Source organism: Streptomyces xanthii (genome assembly GCF_014621695.1).
GTDB lineage: Bacteria > Actinomycetota > Actinomycetes > Streptomycetales > Streptomycetaceae > Streptomyces > Streptomyces xanthii.
Genome location: NZ_CP061281.1, coordinates 1956356 through 1973188, shown reverse-complemented (window position 1 = coordinate 1973188; position 16833 = coordinate 1956356). Strand labels below are relative to the sequence as shown.

12 protein-coding genes are annotated in these 16833 nt (G+C 70.4%); 10 read left to right on the top strand and 2 right to left on the bottom strand.

The window, feature by feature from the left end:
• Positions 1–365: 365 nt before the first annotated feature.
• The 10 genes from IAG42_RS08950 to IAG42_RS08905 all read left to right on the top strand — a co-directional run bounded on the left by IAG42_RS08950 (position 366) and on the right by IAG42_RS08905 (position 15189).
• Positions 366–5873 carry a HAMP domain-containing protein gene (locus IAG42_RS08950; RefSeq protein WP_188336496.1) on the top strand — a complete coding sequence of 1836 codons (5508 nt, stop codon included), beginning with the start codon at positions 366–368 and terminating at the stop codon, positions 5871–5873.
• Positions 5874–6147: 274 nt separating this feature from the next.
• Complete coding sequence (locus IAG42_RS08945; RefSeq protein ID WP_188336495.1) at positions 6148–6828, top strand: response regulator; 681 nt, start codon at positions 6148–6150, stop codon at positions 6826–6828.
• A 160-nt stretch (positions 6829–6988) separates the two neighbouring features.
• Positions 6989–9736, top strand: coding sequence for a DNA translocase FtsK (locus tag IAG42_RS08940; protein ID WP_188336494.1), 2748 nt, complete (start codon positions 6989–6991; stop codon positions 9734–9736).
• Between the two features lie 218 nt (positions 9737–9954).
• The gene (locus IAG42_RS08935; protein WP_188336493.1) at positions 9955–10803 is read left to right on the top strand and encodes a helix-turn-helix domain-containing protein; all 849 of its coding nucleotides are present in this window, start codon (positions 9955–9957) and stop codon (positions 10801–10803) included.
• Between the two features lie 71 nt (positions 10804–10874).
• Positions 10875–12335 carry a 30S ribosomal protein S12 methylthiotransferase RimO gene (gene rimO, locus IAG42_RS08930; RefSeq protein ID WP_188336492.1) on the top strand — a complete coding sequence of 487 codons (1461 nt, stop codon included), beginning with the start codon at positions 10875–10877 and terminating at the stop codon, positions 12333–12335.
• Complete coding sequence (gene pgsA, locus IAG42_RS08925) at positions 12332–13078, top strand: CDP-diacylglycerol--glycerol-3-phosphate 3-phosphatidyltransferase (RefSeq protein WP_223205915.1); 747 nt, start codon at positions 12332–12334, stop codon at positions 13076–13078. Before rimO ends, pgsA begins: the two co-directional genes overlap by 4 nt.
• Positions 13075–13644 (top strand): CinA family protein, encoded by a 570-nt coding sequence (locus tag IAG42_RS08920; protein WP_188336491.1) that lies wholly within the window; start codon positions 13075–13077, stop codon positions 13642–13644. Before pgsA ends, IAG42_RS08920 begins: the two co-directional genes overlap by 4 nt.
• 109 nt (positions 13645–13753) lie before the next feature.
• On the top strand, positions 13754–14134 hold the full coding sequence (locus IAG42_RS08915) for a helix-turn-helix domain-containing protein (RefSeq protein WP_188336490.1): 381 nt from the start codon (positions 13754–13756) through the stop codon (positions 14132–14134).
• Positions 14135–14310: 176 nt separating this feature from the next.
• On the top strand, positions 14311–14784 hold the full coding sequence (locus IAG42_RS08910; RefSeq protein WP_188336489.1) for a Dps family protein: 474 nt from the start codon (positions 14311–14313) through the stop codon (positions 14782–14784).
• 75 nt (positions 14785–14859) lie between these two features.
• Positions 14860–15189 carry a hypothetical protein gene (locus tag IAG42_RS08905; protein ID WP_223205914.1) on the top strand — a complete coding sequence of 110 codons (330 nt, stop codon included), beginning with the start codon at positions 14860–14862 and terminating at the stop codon, positions 15187–15189.
• On the opposite strand, the gene IAG42_RS08900 is transcribed toward IAG42_RS08905, so the two are convergent.
• Both IAG42_RS08900 and IAG42_RS08895 read right to left on the bottom strand, forming a co-directional pair.
• Positions 15137–15913, bottom strand: coding sequence for an SDR family NAD(P)-dependent oxidoreductase (locus IAG42_RS08900; RefSeq protein WP_188336488.1), 777 nt, complete (start codon positions 15911–15913; stop codon positions 15137–15139). The two genes, IAG42_RS08905 and IAG42_RS08900, sit on opposite strands and share 53 nt — an antisense overlap.
• A gap of 66 nt (positions 15914–15979) precedes the next feature.
• Entirely contained in the window at positions 15980–16786 is an 807-nt protein-coding gene (locus IAG42_RS08895; RefSeq protein WP_188336487.1) for an Fpg/Nei family DNA glycosylase, read from the bottom strand.
• Between the last annotated feature and the right edge of the window lie 47 nt (positions 16787–16833).

The window sequence follows — 16833 nt, the reverse complement described above, 5'->3', positions numbered from 1 at the left end:
ACTCCCTGTACGAGTAGTACTCGCTGTACGAATGTCGAGGCCCAGGTCTCCCGTACCCATGTCTCGGCCGCCCCTCCGATGCCCGCTCGTTTTCCGCCACCGACCAGGCCGGGCGGACCGGGGTGGGTGGACAGCCGCTGCCCAGGTTACTTACCTTCGCCGTCCGTGCGGATGCCGGTCGCCAGTGTTTCCGCCGGGCGGGTGTGCGGAGGGTGTGCGAAGCTGCCGAACTGTTATGGCCTGGTTCAGCCATGGTGAAACACTGGGCAAGCTTCCTGTCGGTACGCATCGAAACGCAGGTGCGACGGTAGAAGCGAAACCGAGCAACCCGAGCAGTACAGGTCGACCCCTGCGGGAGGGACACAGTGGAGTCTGGCGCAGCGACGCGGGGCAAGAAAGCGCGCGCGGAAGGCGGACAGTCCCTGACGAAACAGCGCAAAACGCGCGGCGGCAGTGGCACGACGACGGTCGACACGGCCTCGCTGAACCGGCTGCTGGCCGGTCTGGTCGCGATGCGGGACGGCAACTTCCGCAAGCGGCTGACGGTCAGCGGCGACGGCGTGATGTCGGAGATCGCGGCCGTCTTCAACGAGGTGGCCGACCGGAACCTGCATCTGACGGGTGAGCTGTCACGCGTGCGCCGCATGGTCGGGCGCGAGGGCAAGCTGACCGAGCGGCTGGAGGAGGGCGCCTGCGAGGGCTCCTGGGCCGCCGCGGTGAGCGCGTCGAACGCCCTGGTCGACGACCTCGTACGACCTGTCTCCGAGGTCAGCAGGGTGCTCTCCGCGGTCGCGGAGGGTGACCTGTCGCCCCGGATGGAGCTGCGGGCGCAGGGGCCGGGGGACGGGACCGGGCATCCGCTGCGCGGCGAGTTCCTCAAGGTCGGCCGGACGGTCAACAACCTGGTCGACCAGCTCTCCACCTTCACCGACGAGGTCACGCGCGTGGCCAGTGAGGTGGGGACCGAGGGCAAGCTCGGCGGCCAGGCCCGGGTGCGCGGAATGTCGGGTTCGTGGAAGGACCTCACGGATTCCGTCAACAACATGGCGTACCGGCTCACCGCTCAGGTGCGTGACATTGCTCTCGTGACGACGGCCGTGGCCAAGGGCGATCTGTCCCGGAAGGTCACCGTCGACGTCGCGGGCGAGATGCTCGAGCTGAAGAACACCGTCAACACGATGGTGGACCAGCTGTCCTCGTTCTCCTCCGAGGTGACCCGCGTCGCCCGCGAGGTGGGCACCGAGGGCGAGCTCGGCGGGCAGGCGCAGGTGCCCGGTGTGGCCGGCGTGTGGAAGGACCTCACCGATTCGGTGAACCTGATGGCCGGCAACCTGACGGCCCAGGTGCGCGGCATCGCCGAGGTCACCACGGCGGTCGCCAACGGCGACCTGTCGCGGAAGGTGACAGTGTCGGCGCGCGGAGAGGTCGCCCAGCTCGCCGAGACGATCAACCAGATGACCGAGACGCTGCGCACGTTCGCGGACGAGGTCACACGCGTCGCCAACGAGGTGGGCGCCGAGGGCCAGCTCGGCGGACAGGCCAATGTGCCGGGCGCGGCGGGTACCTGGAAGGACCTCACGGACTCGGTCAACACGGTTTTCAGGAACCTGACGACCCAGGTGCGTGACATCGCCACTGTCACGACGGCGGTGGCCAACGGTGACCTCTCCCAGAAGGTGACCGTCGACGTCGCGGGCGAGATGCTCGAGCTGAAGAACACCGTCAACACGATGGTCGACCAGCTGTCCGCCTTCGGTGCCGAAGTCACGCGCGTGGCACGGGAGATCGGTGTCGAGGGTGAACTCGGCGGCCAGGCGCTCGTCGTGGGCGCCGCCGGTACGTGGAAAGACCTCACCGACTCTGTGAACACGGCTTTCCGTAACCTCACCGGGCAGGTGCGGAACATCGCCCAGGTGACGACGGCGGTGGCGAACGGCGACCTCTCCCAGAAGGTCACCGTCGACGTGTCCGGCGAGATGCTCCAGCTGAAGAACACCGTGAACACGATGGTCGACCAGCTGTCGAGCTTCGCCGACCAGGTGACCCGTATGGCGCGCGACGTGGGCACGGAGGGCCGCCTCGGCGGCCAGGCCCGCGTCGACGGCGTGAGCGGCACCTGGAAGGAGCTCACCGACTCCGTCAACTTCATGGCCGGCAACCTGACTTCACAGGTGCGGCAGATCGCTCAGGTCACCACGGCCGTGGCGCGCGGTGACCTCTCCCAGAAGATCGACGTGGACGCGCGCGGCGAGATCCTGGAGCTGAAGAACACCATCAACACGATGGTCGACCAGCTGTCCGCCTTCGCGGACCAGGTGACCCGCGTGGCCCGCGAGGTGGGTACGGAAGGCCGCCTGGGCGGTCAGGCGCAGGTGCCCGGCGTGGCCGGTGTGTGGCGCGACCTGACCGACTCGGTGAACGGCATGGCCGGCAACCTCACGGCCCAGGTGCGCAACATCGCGCAGGTCGCCACCGCGGTCGCCCGCGGTGACCTGTCGCAGAAGATCGACGTGGACGCGCGCGGCGAGATCCTGGAGCTGAAGAACACCCTCAACACGATGGTGGACCAGCTCTCCGCGTTCGCCGAGCAGGTGACGCGGGTGTCCCGTGAGGTGGGTACGGACGGCATCCTCGGCGGGCAGGCCGAGGTGCAGGGTGTGTCGGGTACGTGGAAGGACCTGACGCAGTCCGTGAACGGCATGGCGAACAACCTGACCCTTCAGGTGCGCAACATCGCCGAGGTCACTACAGCCGTAGCGCGCGGCGACCTGTCCAAGAAGATCACCGTCGACGCCAAGGGCGAGATCCTCGAGCTCGTCACCACGGTGAACACGATGGTGGACCAGCTGTCGTCGTTCGCCGAGCAGGTGACCCGCGTGGCCCGTGAGGTGGGCACCGAGGGCCAGCTGGGCGGCCAGGCGCGCGTCCCGGGCGTCACGGGCATCTGGAAGGACCTGAGCGACAACGTCAACCTGATGGCCAACAACCTGACCATGCAGGTGCGCAACATCTCGCAGGTGGCCGCGGCCGTCGCCAACGGCGACCTGACCCGCACGGTGACCATCGAGGCGCGCGGCGAGGTCGCACAGCTCGCCGACACGTTCAACACCATGGTGAAGACGCTGAGTTCGTTCGCCGACCAGGTCACCAAGGTGGCCCGTGAAGTGGGTACGGACGGCATCCTCGGCGGCCAGGCCCGCGTACCCGGCGTGTCCGGTACGTGGAAGGACCTCACCGAGTCCGTGAACGGCATGGCGTCGAACCTCACCGGCCAGGTGCGCAACATCGCGATGGTCACGACGGCCATCGCCAAGGGCGACCTGACCAAGAAGATCGACATCGACGCGCGCGGTGAGATCCTCGAGCTGAAGACGACGATCAACACGATGGTCGACCAGCTGTCCTCGTTCGCCGAGGAGGTCACGCGCGTGGCCCGCGAGGTGGGCACCGAGGGGCAGCTGGGCGGCCAGGCACGCGTGCGTGACGTGGACGGCACCTGGCGCGACCTCACCGAGTCCGTGAACGAGATGGCCGGGAACCTGACCCGTCAGGTGCGCGCCATCGCGGCCGTCGCCACCGCGGTGACCCGCGGCGACCTCAACCTCAAGATCGACGTTGACGCCGCGGGCGAGATCCAGGTCCTCCAGGACAACATCAACAAGATGATCTCGAACCTGCGCGACACCACGATCGCCAACGAGGAGCAGGACTGGCTGAAGGGCAACCTGGCGCGCATCTCGGGTCTGCTCCAGGGCCGCCGCGACCTCGACGACGTGGCCTCGCTGATCATGAGCGAGCTGACGCCCGTGGTGTCCGCACAGCACGGCGCGTTCTTCCTGGCGCTGCCCCTCGACGAGGCCGCCGACCCGGCGACCGCCGACGAGGACGCGTACGAGCTGCGCATGCTGGGCTCCTACGGCTACTCGATGGGGTCCATGCCGACCTCGTTCCGGCCCGGCGAGACGCTCATCGGGACGGCCGCCCAGGAGCGGCGCACGATCCTCGTGGACAACGCGCCCAGCGGCTACCTGAAGATCGCCTCCGGGCTCGGGGAGGCGCCGCCGGCCCAGGTCGTCGTGATCCCCGTGCTCTTCGAGGGCACGGTGCTCGGTGTGATCGAGCTGGCGTCGTTCACACCGTTCACGCAGATCCAGAAGGACTTCCTGAACCAGATCGCCGAAATGATCGCGACGAGCGTCAACACGATCTCGGTCAACTCCAAGACCGAGGTCCTGCTGAAGCAGTCGCAGGAGCTGACCGAGCAGCTGCGCGAGCGCTCGGCCGAGCTGGAGAACCGGCAGAAGGCCCTCCAGGCGTCCAACGCCGAGCTGGAGGAGAAGGCCGAGCTGCTGGCCCGGCAGAACCGCGACATCGAGGTGAAGAACACCGAGATCGAGGAGGCGCGGCAGGTCCTGGAGGAGCGCGCCGAGCAGCTCGCGGTGTCGATGCGCTACAAGAGCGAGTTCCTCGCCAACATGTCGCACGAACTGCGTACGCCGCTCAACTCGCTGCTCATCCTGGCGAAGCTGCTCGCGGACAACGCGGACGCGAACCTGACGCCCAAGCAGGTCGAGTTCGCCGAGACGATCCACGGGGCGGGCTCGGACCTGCTCCAGCTGATCAACGACATCCTGGACCTGTCGAAGGTCGAGGCGGGCAAGATGGACGTGTCGCCCACCCGCATCGCCCTGGTGCAGCTCGTCGACTACGTGGAGGCGACGTTCCGCCCGCTGACCGCCGAGAAGCAACTCGACTTCTCCGTAAGGGTCTCGCCGGAACTGCCGACCACCCTGCACACCGACGAGCAGCGCCTCCTCCAGGTGCTGCGCAACCTCCTGTCCAACGCGGTGAAGTTCACCGACTCCGGAGCGGTGGAGCTCGTCATCCGGCCCGCCGGCAGCGACGTGCCCCACGCGATCCGCGAACAGCTCCTGGAAGCGGGCTCGTTGCAGGACGCGGACGCCGATCTGATCGCCTTCTCGGTGACCGACACCGGCATCGGTATCGCCGGCAGCAAGATGCGCGTCATCTTCGAGGCGTTCAAGCAGGCCGACGGCACCACCAGCCGCAAGTACGGCGGCACCGGACTCGGCCTGTCCATCAGCCGGGAGATCGCCCGCCTGCTGGGCGGTGAGATCCACGCGGCGAGCGAGCCCGGACGCGGCTCCACGTTCACGCTGTACCTGCCGCTGCACCCCGCCGAGCTGCCGCCCCAGGGGTACGCGCAGCTGGCGCCGTCCGTGGAGCCGGGGCGTCCGCTGGCCCTCGACCCCGCGCCGGAGCCCGCCGAGGCGGAGACCCCGGCCGAGGTGAAGTCGTACCAGGAGACGCAGAGCGGTGCGGCCGCGCTCTTCAGGCGGCGGCGCAGGCACGCGCCGGCGCCCGAGCAGACGACGGACCTCGGGGCGCGGGCGAGCGGCGACGGGCAACAGGGCCGCGAGCGCTGGGACGCGGCGGGGGAGGAGAGCGCCCCGAAGCCGCGGCGCGCGTTCCAGTTCGGCGGCGAGAAGGTCCTCATCGTCGATGACGACATCCGCAACGTGTTCGCGCTGACCAGCGTCCTGGAGCAGCACGGCCTGTCGGTCCTGTACGCGGAGAACGGCCGCGAGGGCATCGAGGTCCTGGAGCAGCACGACGACGTGACGGTCGTGCTGATGGACATCATGATGCCGGAGATGGACGGGTACGCGACGACGACGGCGATCCGGCGGATGCCCCAGTTCGCGGGGCTGCCGATCATCGCCCTCACCGCGAAGGCGATGAAGGGCGACCGGGAGAAGGCGATCGAGTCGGGGGCTTCCGACTATGTGACGAAGCCGGTCGATCCTGATCATCTGCTCGCCGTGATGGAGCAGTGGATGCGCGGTGAGTGACCGGAAACCGGAACCTTCACGTGTACTTGCTGACTGAGTGTGGTCGAACTCGTGTAGAAGTGCGGGAAGCGGGGAACCTTCAGGTCTCCCGCTACGTTTCTGCTAAGTGCACAGTGACATCGCGGTGACAGGGTGTGGCGACAGGCGGGGTGCGGCTACCATGACCGGCACAAGGACGGGCGGCGCAAGGGAGTCGTTCCCCGGGGCGGCGGCAGGAGCCACCCCGAGTCCTGCGGACAGGGGCGGCCCCATGCCGGGGCGAGGAGGGCGGGCCATGGTGCAGAAGGCCAAGATCCTCCTGGTCGATGACCGGCCGGAGAATCTGTTGGCGCTGGAGGCCATTCTCTCCGCGCTCGATCAGACGCTGGTGCGGGCATCGTCCGGGGAGGAAGCGCTCAAAGCGCTGCTCACGGACGACTTCGCGGTCATTCTGCTGGACGTCCAGATGCCGGGAATGGACGGTTTCGAAACCGCCGCGCACATCAAGCGCCGCGAGCGGACACGTGACATCCCGATCATCTTCCTCACCGCGATCAACCACGGCCCCCACCACACCTTCCGGGGCTACGCGGCGGGCGCGGTGGACTACATCTCGAAGCCGTTCGACCCGTGGGTGCTGCGCGCCAAGGTCTCGGTCTTCGTCGAGCTGTACATGAAGAACTGCCAACTGCGGGAGCAGGCCGCCCTGCTGCGCCTCCAGCTGGAGGGCGGCGGCAAGGCCGTCGGCGACACGAAGGAGCCCGCGGGGCTGCTCGCCGAGCTGTCCGCGCGGCTCGCCGCCGTCGAGGAGCAGGCCGAGGCGCTCTCCAAGCAGCTCGACGACGACTCGGCGGACGCGGCCGCGGTGGCCACCGCCGCGCACCTGGAGCGCAAGCTGACCGGGCTGCGCAGAGCGCTCGACGCCCTGGAGCCCGGCACCGGCAGCGGCGCGCCCACGCTCCCGTCGCAGAACTGAGCGGACGGCCCAAGGGGCCCCGGCGGCTCCGAGGAGCAGAACCGAGGCGTTGACCGGCCCTTGAGGCCGTGTCAGCTCACGGCACGTCAGACCGCGACACGAACGGGTGAAGCAGTGGGCACACGTGTCCCGAGTCGCCCTCCCCGGTAACCTCACACCTATGGCCTCACGTCCCGCAGCCAAGAAGACGCCCGCGAAGAAGGCGGCCGCGCCGACCAAGGCTCCGGCGAAGAAGGCCCCTGCGAAAAAGGCCCCCGCCAAGAAGGCGCCGGCCAAGAAGGCACCCGCCAAGAAGGCCGCGGCGAAGAAGGCCGCGCCCAAGCCGGCGCCCAATCCGACCGGCGGTCTCTACAAGGTCGTACGAGCCCTGTGGCTCGGCGTCGCGCACAGCGTGGGCGCGATGTTCCGCGGCATAGGGCGGGGCGCGAAGGGGCTCGACCCGGCGCACCGCAAGGACGGCCTCGCACTCCTGCTGCTCGGCGTGGCGCTGATCTGCGCCGCCGGTACCTGGTCCAATCTGCGGGGCCCCGTGGGCGACCTCGTCGAGATGCTGGTGACCGGTGCCTTCGGCCGGCTCGACCTGCTCGTGCCGATCCTGCTCGGCATCATCGCCGTACGCCTGATCCGGCACCCCGAGAAGCCCGAGGCCAACGGGCGCATTGTGATCGGCCTGTCCGCGCTCGTCATCGGCGTCCTCGGCCAGGTCCACATCGCCTGCGGCGCGCCCGCGCGCGCCGACGGCATGCAGGCCATAAGGGACGCCGGCGGGCTGATCGGCTGGGCCGTCGCGACGCCACTGAGCTTCACGGTCACCGAGGTGCTCGCCGTCCCACTGCTCGTCCTGCTCACCGTCTTCGGCCTCCTCGTCGTCACCGCGACGCCGGTCAACGCGATCCCGCAGCGCCTGCGCCTGCTCGGCGTGAAGCTCGGCATCGTGCACGACGACACGCCCCTCGACGAGCAGGACGAGAACGCGTACGACGAGGAGTGGCGCGAGGCCACCCCCGCGCGCCCGCGCCGCCGCGCCGCCGCGCTGACTCCCGAGGCGTTCGACCCGGACCGCATAGAGGAGGACGCCCTCTCCAAGCGGCGCCGTCCCCGGCGCGGCTCCGTGCAGCCCGCCATGGAGCGGCCCCTGGACGCCGTGGACGTGGCCGCCGCCGCGGCCGCCGCGCTCGACGGGGCCGTGCTGCACGGGATGCCGCCGTCGCCGCTCGTCGCCGACCTCACCCAGGGCGTCGGTGCCGAGCGCGCCGAGGAGGACACGTCGTCGACCGAGCGCTCGGCCCCGGTGCCGGGCGCGCGTGCCAAGCAGCCGCCCGCCAAGGCCGAGGACACGCCGTCGCGGCTCGCCGTGCCGGACCTCACCAAGTCGGCGCCCGACGCGCCCCGCGACCTGCCGCCGCGCGCCGAGCAGCTCCAGCTCGCCGGTGACATCACGTACGGACTGCCCTCCCTCGACCTGCTCACGCGCGGTGGGCCCGGCAAGTCGCGCAGCGCCGCCAACGACCTGGTCGTCGACTCGCTCTCGAACGTGTTCACCGAGTTCAAGGTCGACGCCGCGGTCACCGGCTTCACCCGCGGCCCGACGGTCACGCGCTACGAGGTCGAGCTCGGTCCCGCCGTGAAGGTCGAGAAGATCACCGCGCTGGCCAAGAACATCGCGTACGCCGTCGCCTCCCCGGACGTGCGGATCATCAGCCCCATCCCCGGCAAGTCCGCGGTCGGCATCGAGATCCCGAACACGGACCGCGAGATGGTCAACGTGGGGGACGTGCTGCGCCTCGCCGACGCGGCCGAGGACGACCACCCGATGCTGGTCGCGCTCGGCAAGGACGTCGAGGGCGGCTATGTCATGGCGAACATGGCGAAGATGCCGCACATCCTCGTCGCCGGCGCCACCGGCTCCGGAAAGTCGTCCTGCATCAACTGCCTGATCACCTCGATCATGATGCGGGCGACCCCCGAGGACGTCCGGATGGTCCTCGTCGACCCCAAGCGCGTCGAGCTGACCGCCTACGAGGGCATCCCGCACCTGATCACGCCGATCATCACCAACCCCAAGCGGGCCGCCGAGGCGCTCCAGTGGGTCGTGCGCGAGATGGACCTGCGCTACGACGACCTGGCGGCCTTCGGATACCGGCACATCGACGACTTCAACGAGGCCGTCCGCACCGGCAAGCTCAAGACGCCCGAGGGCAGCGAGCGGGAGCTCAAGCCGTACCCGTACCTGCTGGTGATCGTCGACGAGCTCGCCGACCTCATGATGGTCGCCCCGCGCGACGTCGAGGACTCGATCGTGCGCATCACGCAGCTCGCGCGTGCCGCCGGCATCCACCTGGTGCTCGCCACACAGCGGCCCTCCGTGGACGTCGTCACCGGTCTGATCAAGGCGAACGTGCCGTCCCGGCTCGCCTTCGCCACGTCCTCGCTCGCCGACAGCCGCGTCATCCTCGACCAGCCGGGCGCCGAGAAGCTCATCGGCAAGGGCGACGGCCTCTTCCTCCCCATGGGGGCGAACAAGCCGACCCGTATGCAGGGCGCCTTCGTCACCGAGGACGAGATCCACGCCGTCGTGCAGCACTGCAAGGACCAGATGGCGCCCGTCTTCCGGGACGACGTCACCGTGGGCACCAAGCAGAAGAAGGAGATCGACGAGGACATCGGCGACGACCTGGAGCTGCTGTGCGCGGCCGCCGAGCTGGTCGTGTCGACCCAGTTCGGCTCCACCTCCATGCTGCAGCGCAAGCTCCGCGTGGGCTTCGCGAAGGCCGGCCGGCTCATGGACCTCATGGAGTCGCGGAACATCGTCGGGCCGAGCGAGGGTTCGAAGGCTCGTGACGTTCTTGTGAAGCCTGACGAGCTGGACGGAGTGCTCGCGGTGATCCGTGGGGAGGCTCAGTCCTGACGATGTTGCGATTTCGATATCACCCGTAAGGGCGGCGGGGGCAACCGTTTCCCTTTCGGGTACGTCAAGTTGAGCGAGGGGGCGGCCCGCCGTCCCGCCGTCGGGTCACCGGGCCATACCGATGGCGTACAAAGTACGACCGCCCGGTTGCCCCACCCTTTCGCAACCCCCCTAGACTGAACCTCCAGCAGGTGGCTACACGCTCGAAAGGCGCCCCCGTGTCCATCGGCAACTCCCCTGAAGACGACCGTCCTTCGGAAGACCGCACCCCGCCCGTGGACGACGCCCGTCCCTCGATCGGACGCGTCCTCCAGCAGGCGCGCGTCGACGCCGGCCTGACCGTCGACGAGGTCAGCCAGTCGACCCGGGTGCGCATCCCGATCGTCCACGCCATCGAGCAGGACGACTTCTCCCGCTGCGGCGGCGACGTGTACGCGCGCGGACACATCCGCACGCTCGCCCGCGCCGTCGGCGTCGATCCCGAGCCACTGCTCGCCCAGTACGGGGCGGAGCACGGCGGCCACGTCGCGCCCACCCCGGCCACGCCCCTCTTCGAGGCCGAGCGCATCCGCTCCGAGCCGCGCCGGCCGAACTGGACGGCCGCCATGGTCGCCGCGATCGTCGCGGTGATCGCCTTCGTCGGCTACACGGTGGTCAACGGCGGCGACGACGGTGGCGACAGCCAGCAGGCCGCCGAGGGCTCCACGCCCGCGACCAGCAAGGCCCCGAAGCCGAGCCCGACGACGAAGAAGCCCGTCGACCCCAAGCCCGACCCCTCCGACAGCGCGATCGCCGCCGCCCCGGCGGACAAGGTCACGGTCAAGATCAGCGCGGCCGACGGCCGCAGCTGGATCTCGGCCAAGGACCACAACGGCCGGATCATGTTCGACGGCCTCCTCGAGCAGGGCCAGTCCAAGACCTTCCAGGACAGCCAGAAGGTCGACCTGGTGCTCGGCGACGCCGGAGCGATCCAGCTCTTCGTGAACGGAAAGCAGATCGAGGACGAGTTCCAGCCCGGCCAGGTCGAGCGGCTCACGTACACCAAGGGAGACCCCGAGCAGGGCTGACCGAGGCCCCGACGATCTTCCGGCAACCCTCCCGGCGAGGGCTGTCGGTGGAACGAAGTAGTCTTGAGCCCATGCCCGAACGCCGTACCGTCGCACTCGTCACCCTTGGCTGCGCCCGTAACGAGGTGGACTCGGAGGAGCTCGCAGGCCGCTTGGAGGCGGACGGCTGGGAGCTCGTCGAGGACGCCGAGTCGGCCGATGTCGCCGTCGTCAACACCTGCGGCTTCGTCGACGCCGCAAAGAAGGACTCCGTCGACGCCCTGCTGGAAGCCAATGACCTCAAGGGTCACGGCAGAACGCAGGCCGTCGTCGCCGTCGGCTGCATGGCCGAGCGGTACGGCAAGGAACTCGCCGACGCGCTCCCCGAGGCCGACGGTGTGCTCGGCTTCGACGACTACGAGGACATCTCGGGTCGCCTGCAGACCATCCTGGCCGGCGGCAGCGTGGAGGCCCACGCCCCGCGCGACCGCCGCAAGCTCCTGCCGATCAGCCCCGCCGAGCGCCAGGAGGCCGGCTCCGGCGTCGCGCTGCCCGGGCACGCGCCCGTGGACCTGCCCGACGGCCTCGCGCCCGCCTCCGGGCCCCGCGCGCCCCTGCGCCGCCGCCTCGACGGCGCGCCCGTCGCCTCGGTGAAGCTGGCCTCGGGCTGCGACCGGCGCTGTTCCTTCTGCGCCATCCCCTCGTTCCGCGGCTCCTTCATCTCGCGCCGCCCCAGCGATGTGCTCAACGAGACGCGCTGGCTCGCCGAGCAGGGCGTGAAGGAGATCATGCTGGTCTCCGAGAACAACACCTCGTACGGCAAGGACCTCGGCGACATCCGGCTCCTGGAGTCGCTGCTGCCCGAGCTCGCCGGTGTCGACGGCATCGAGCGCGTGCGGGTCAGCTACCTGCAGCCCGCCGAGATGCGGCCCGGGCTCATCGACGTGCTCACGGGCACCGACAAGGTCGTCCCGTACTTCGACCTCTCCTTCCAGCACTCCGCGCCCGGCGTGCTGCGCGCGATGCGCCGCTTCGGCGACACGGACCGCTTCCTGGAGCTTCTGGACACCATCCGGAGCAAGGCCCCGCAGGCCGGTGCCCGCTCGAACTTCATCGTGGGCTTCCCCGGCGAGACCGAGGCCGACCTCGCCGAGCTGGAGCGCTTCCTGAACGGCGCGCGGCTGGATGCCATCGGCGTCTTCGGGTACTCCGACGAGGACGGCACCGAGGCCGCCACGTACGACAACAAGCTGGACGAGGACGTCGTCGCGGAGCGCCTCGCGCGCGTGTCGCGCCTCGCCGAGCAGTTGGTGTCGCAGCGCGCCGAGGAGCGCGTCGGCGAGACCGTGCACGTCCTGGTCGAGTCCGTGGACGACGAGGACGGCGTCCTCGGCCGCGGGGCCCACCAGGCGCCCGAGACGGACGGGCAGGTGCGGCTCACGGGCGGCGCGGGTCTGACCGTCGGCCGTATCGTCGAGGCAAAGGTGGTCGGCACCGAGGGAGTGGACCTCGTCGCCGAGCCGCTCGACTGTACTGAGGAGGCGGGCAGATGACGGGAGTCCCGGCATCCGCCGCGGGCGGGACCGGCAGGCCGGCGCCCGGCGGCAAGCTGGGGGCCGCGGCCGTCAATCAGGCCAGCCTGTGGAACATCGCGAACATCCTCACCATGATCCGGCTGCTGCTGGTGCCCGGCTTCGTGGCGCTGCTGCTGGCCGACGGCGGGTACGACCCCGTCTGGCGGGCCTGGGCGTGGGCGGCGTTCGCCGTCGCCATGATCACCGATGTCTTCGACGGGCATCTGGCGCGCACGTACAACCTGGTCACCGACTTCGGCAAGATCGCCGACCCCATCGCCGACAAGGCGATCATGGGGGCGGCGCTGATCTGCCTGTCCTACCTCGGTGACCTGCCCTGGTGGGTGACCGGCGTCATCCTCGGGCGTGAGCTCGGGATCACGCTGCTGCGCTTCGTCGTGATCCGGTACGGGGTCATCCCGGCCAGCCGCGGCGGCAAGATGAAGACCCTCGCGCAGGGCACGGCCGTGGGCATGTACGTGCTCGCGCTGACCGGGCCGCTGGCCACGTTCCGGTTCTGGGTGATGGCGGTGGCCGTCGTCCTGACCGTCGTGACCGGGCTCGACTACGTGCGTCAGGCGGTCGTGCTGCGGCGCGCGGGGCTGGCGGAGGCCGCGGAGGCCTCGGCCGCGTCGCAGGCCGCCGCGGAGGCGGGGGCGGAGACGGCCTCGCGGGCGATCGCGGAGTCGACGGAGTCGACCTCGGGGGCGGCCGAGAAGTGACGCACGAGGCCGCCGAGGCGCTGCGACTGCTGCGGGAGCGGGGGGAGACCCTCGCCGTGGCCGAGTCGCTGACCGGCGGCCTCGTCGCCGCCGAGGTGGTGGCGGTGCCCGGCGCCTCCAAGGCACTGCGCGGCTCCGTCACGGCGTACGCGACCGAGCTCAAGCACCAGCTGCTCGGCGTCGACGCGGGGCTCCTCGCGGCGCACGGCCCGGTCCATCCCGAGGTCGCGCTGCAGATGGCGGCCGGCGTACGGGTCGCGCTCGGCGCCGACTGGGGCGTCGCCACGACCGGCGTCGCGGGCCCCGAGCCGCAGGACGGGCAGCCCGTGGGAACCGTCTATGTGGCCGCCGTCGGACCCGGAGCGGGTGCTTCCGAAGGTGAACAGAATTTCGCTGGTAGCCGCAAAGTGCTCGAGCTGCGGTTGAACGGCGACCGTACGGAAATCCGTAGGGAGAGTGTACGGAGCGTGCTGAGGCTGCTCGTGGAAGAGCTGGTCGGAGCACATTCAGGCGACGCCAGTGGGAATGCGCGGGCACAGGATACGGAACAGAACGGGGGGTTTTGATGTTTGCAGCCCTGAGTGAACACGACATCGCTCCCCGCACGGCCGCGGCACGAGGCGGTACGGTGGGGCGTGAAGGATGCGGCTACGCGGTCCGAGGAGGGAGCCACCGATGATTCTGCTCCGTCGCCTGCTGGGTGACGTGCTGCGTCGGCAGCGCCAGCGCCAGGGCCGTACTCTGCGCGAAGTCTCCTCGTCCGCCCGAGTCTCGCTCGGCTATCTCTCCGAGGTGGAGCGGGGGCAGAAGGAGGCATCCTCCGAGCTGCTCTCCGCTATCTGCGACGCGCTTGACGTACGGATGTCCGAGCTGATGCGCGAGGTGAGCGACGAGCTCGCCCTCGCCGAGCTGGCCGAGTCGGCAGCAGCGGTCCCGTCGGAGCCGGTGCCCGCACCGGTTCGTCCGATGCTCAATTCCGTCTCCGTGGCCGGCGTCCCGCCGGAACGGGTGACGATCAAGGCGCCTGCGGAGGCAGTGGACGTCGTCGCGGCATAGCGCCCGCGACCGGCATCAGATGTGCGCGAAACCCCGGCCGGGTGAATCCCGCCGGGGTTTTGTGTTGCCCGCTGCCGCGGCGGGGGCCCGCTCTGCTGTGTCCGGATTGGTCTGAATGTGCCATCGTGGGTTGGAGTTGATCGTTCCGATCGTCCCGCTGTGGAGGTGGATCGTCCGTGTACGTCGTGAAGAGCCCGCTGTCCGACGCCGAACTCAAGACCGTGTCCGGGGCCCTGCAGGGCGCTCTGGTGGATCTCGTGGACCTCTCGCTGGTGGCGAAGCAGGTCCACTGGAACGTGGTCGGCCCGCGCTTCCGCTCCGTGCACCTGCAGCTCGACGAGGTCGTCGACACCGCGCGGCTGCACTCCGACACGGTCGCCGAACGCGCCTCGACGCTGGGCGTCCCGCCGGACGGGCGGGCCGCGACGGTGGCCGGCACGAGCGGGATCGACGCGGTGCCCGAGGGCTGGATCAAGGACGTCGACGCCGTGGCCATCCTCGTGGACGCGCTGGCCGCCGTGATCACCCAGATGCGGGACCGGGTCGTGGCGACCGGTGAGGCGGACCCCGTCAGCCAGGACATCTTCATCGGCATCACCGCCGACCTCGAGAAGCACCACTGGATGTTCCAGGCCGAGAACGGCGGCTGAGCCACCGCGACGGCGCAACAGCGGAGCGGTGGAGCGGAGCGGCGAGGCGGTGGTGCGGTGGTGCGGTCGGTGGCGGTGAGCCGACGACGGCTGCTGCGCCTCATACCCGCCCTGGCGCTCGGCGCGCTGTGGTGGTGGGGGGTGCTGCGGCTCGCGTTCGCGCCGGACGCGGGGGCGTTCGAGGGGGCGGTCGCCGCCGGGGGATGGGGTTTGAGTCTGCTGCCGGTGCACGCCCTGCCGAAGTCGCGGGCGGTCGGTGTCGTCGGGGCGCCGGGCCGGCACGGGGCGCGGCGCGTGCGGACCCGGGCCCTGGGCGTGGGCCGGGAGCTCGGCGGGGGAGTGTGGTCGGGCGTCACCAGGGCATGGCGACGCCTCCGTTCGGGCGGAGGATCTGACCCGTCGTGAACGAGGCGGCGTCCGAGGCGAGATGCAGCACCGCGTGGGCGATGTCCTCGGCCTCACCGACCCGGCCCAGCGGCGACATGCGCGCCATCACGGACTCGGCGCGGGCCTGCTCGGTCTCGTCCTGCCGGTGTGTCATAGGGGTGCGGATCCAGCCGGGGGCCACGGCGTTGACGCGGATCCCGTGCGGTCCCATCTCGGTGGCCAGAGTCTTCGTGAGCTGCACGACCGCCGCTTTCGCCGCGCCGTAGCAGAGGAGTTCGGGACCGCCGGTGTCGACCGCGCCGGAGGCCATCGTGACGATGCTGCCCCGGGTGCCCGCGGCGATCATCGCCTGAGCCGCTGCCTGGCAGGCGTGGAGCACGCCCTTGAAGTTGACCGCGAGGACGCGGTCCAGGTCCTCGTCCCGGGTCTCCAGCACCGTGCTGCGGTGCATGATGCCGGCGACCGCGGCCATGACGTCGAGGTCGCCGGACGTGGTGACGGCCGTGGCCACCGCCTCGGAGACCTGGGCCCGGTCGGTCACGTCCACCGTGTGGACATGGGCCGTGCCGCCCCGTTCCTTGATGAGGGCCGCCGTCTCGTGCAGCCCCCGGGTGTCGCGGTCCGCGCCGTGCACATCTGCACCGGCGTCGGCCAGGAGCACCGCGGTGGCGCGCCCGATCCCGCTCGCGGCGCCGGTGACGAATGCGGTGCGTCCGGTGAGGTCGTACGCCTTGACCGACATGAGGGGACCGTACGAGCGTTTCTGACGGGTCGTCAATTGGTGTGCGCGGATTGCCCGGTTGCCCGGTCAAGGGGAGGGCGACGGGCCCTGCTGGCAGGCGGGGCACCAGTAGGTGGGGCGGGCGCGGGTGCCGTCGCCCTGGTCCGCGACGCGGATCGGGGTGCGGCAGCGCAGGCACGGGCGCGGGGCGCGTCCATAGACGAAGAGGCGCTCGTCGGGGCGGCCGCGACCCGTGGTGACGCGGATCGGGCGGTCCCGGTTGGCCTCGAGGAGTCTCTTCGCGAGCGGCGCGATGTGCTCGGCGGTGCCGGGCGGCAGTTCGCCGACGGGGAGCCAGGGGGTCACCCGGAGCAGGAAGCAGAGCTCGGACTTGTAGATGTTGCCGATGCCCGCGAGGTTGCGCTGGTCCAGGAGGGCCTCGCCGAGCGGGCGGGACGGGTCGGCGAGCAGCCGCGCCAGGGCGGTGTCCGGATCCCAGTCCGGGCCGAGCAGATCGGGACCGAGATGGCCGACCGCCTTGGACTCCTCGGACGTGCGCAGGAGTTCGAGCACGGGCAGGCGGTACCCGACGGCCGTGCGCTCCGCCGTGCCCAGAATCGCGCGGATCTGGTGGGCCGGGCCGCCGCGCCAGCGCTCGCCCGGTGCGTACACCTTCCAGGAGCCGTCCATCCGCAGGTGCGAGTGCAGGGTCAGGCCGCCCTCGATCCGGGTCAGCAGATGCTTGCCGCGCGGGGTGACGTCCAGCACCGTGCGCCCGGTGAGATCCGCCGTGGCGAACCGGGGGACGCGCAGGTCGGAGCGGATCAGCACCTGGCCGGCGAGCGCGCTGTGCAGGCGCCGCGCGGCCTGTAGGACGGTGTCTCCTTCGGGCATGGGGCCAGCCTAGGCGTGTGCGTTGCGGCGTGGGCTGCCCTGCCTGT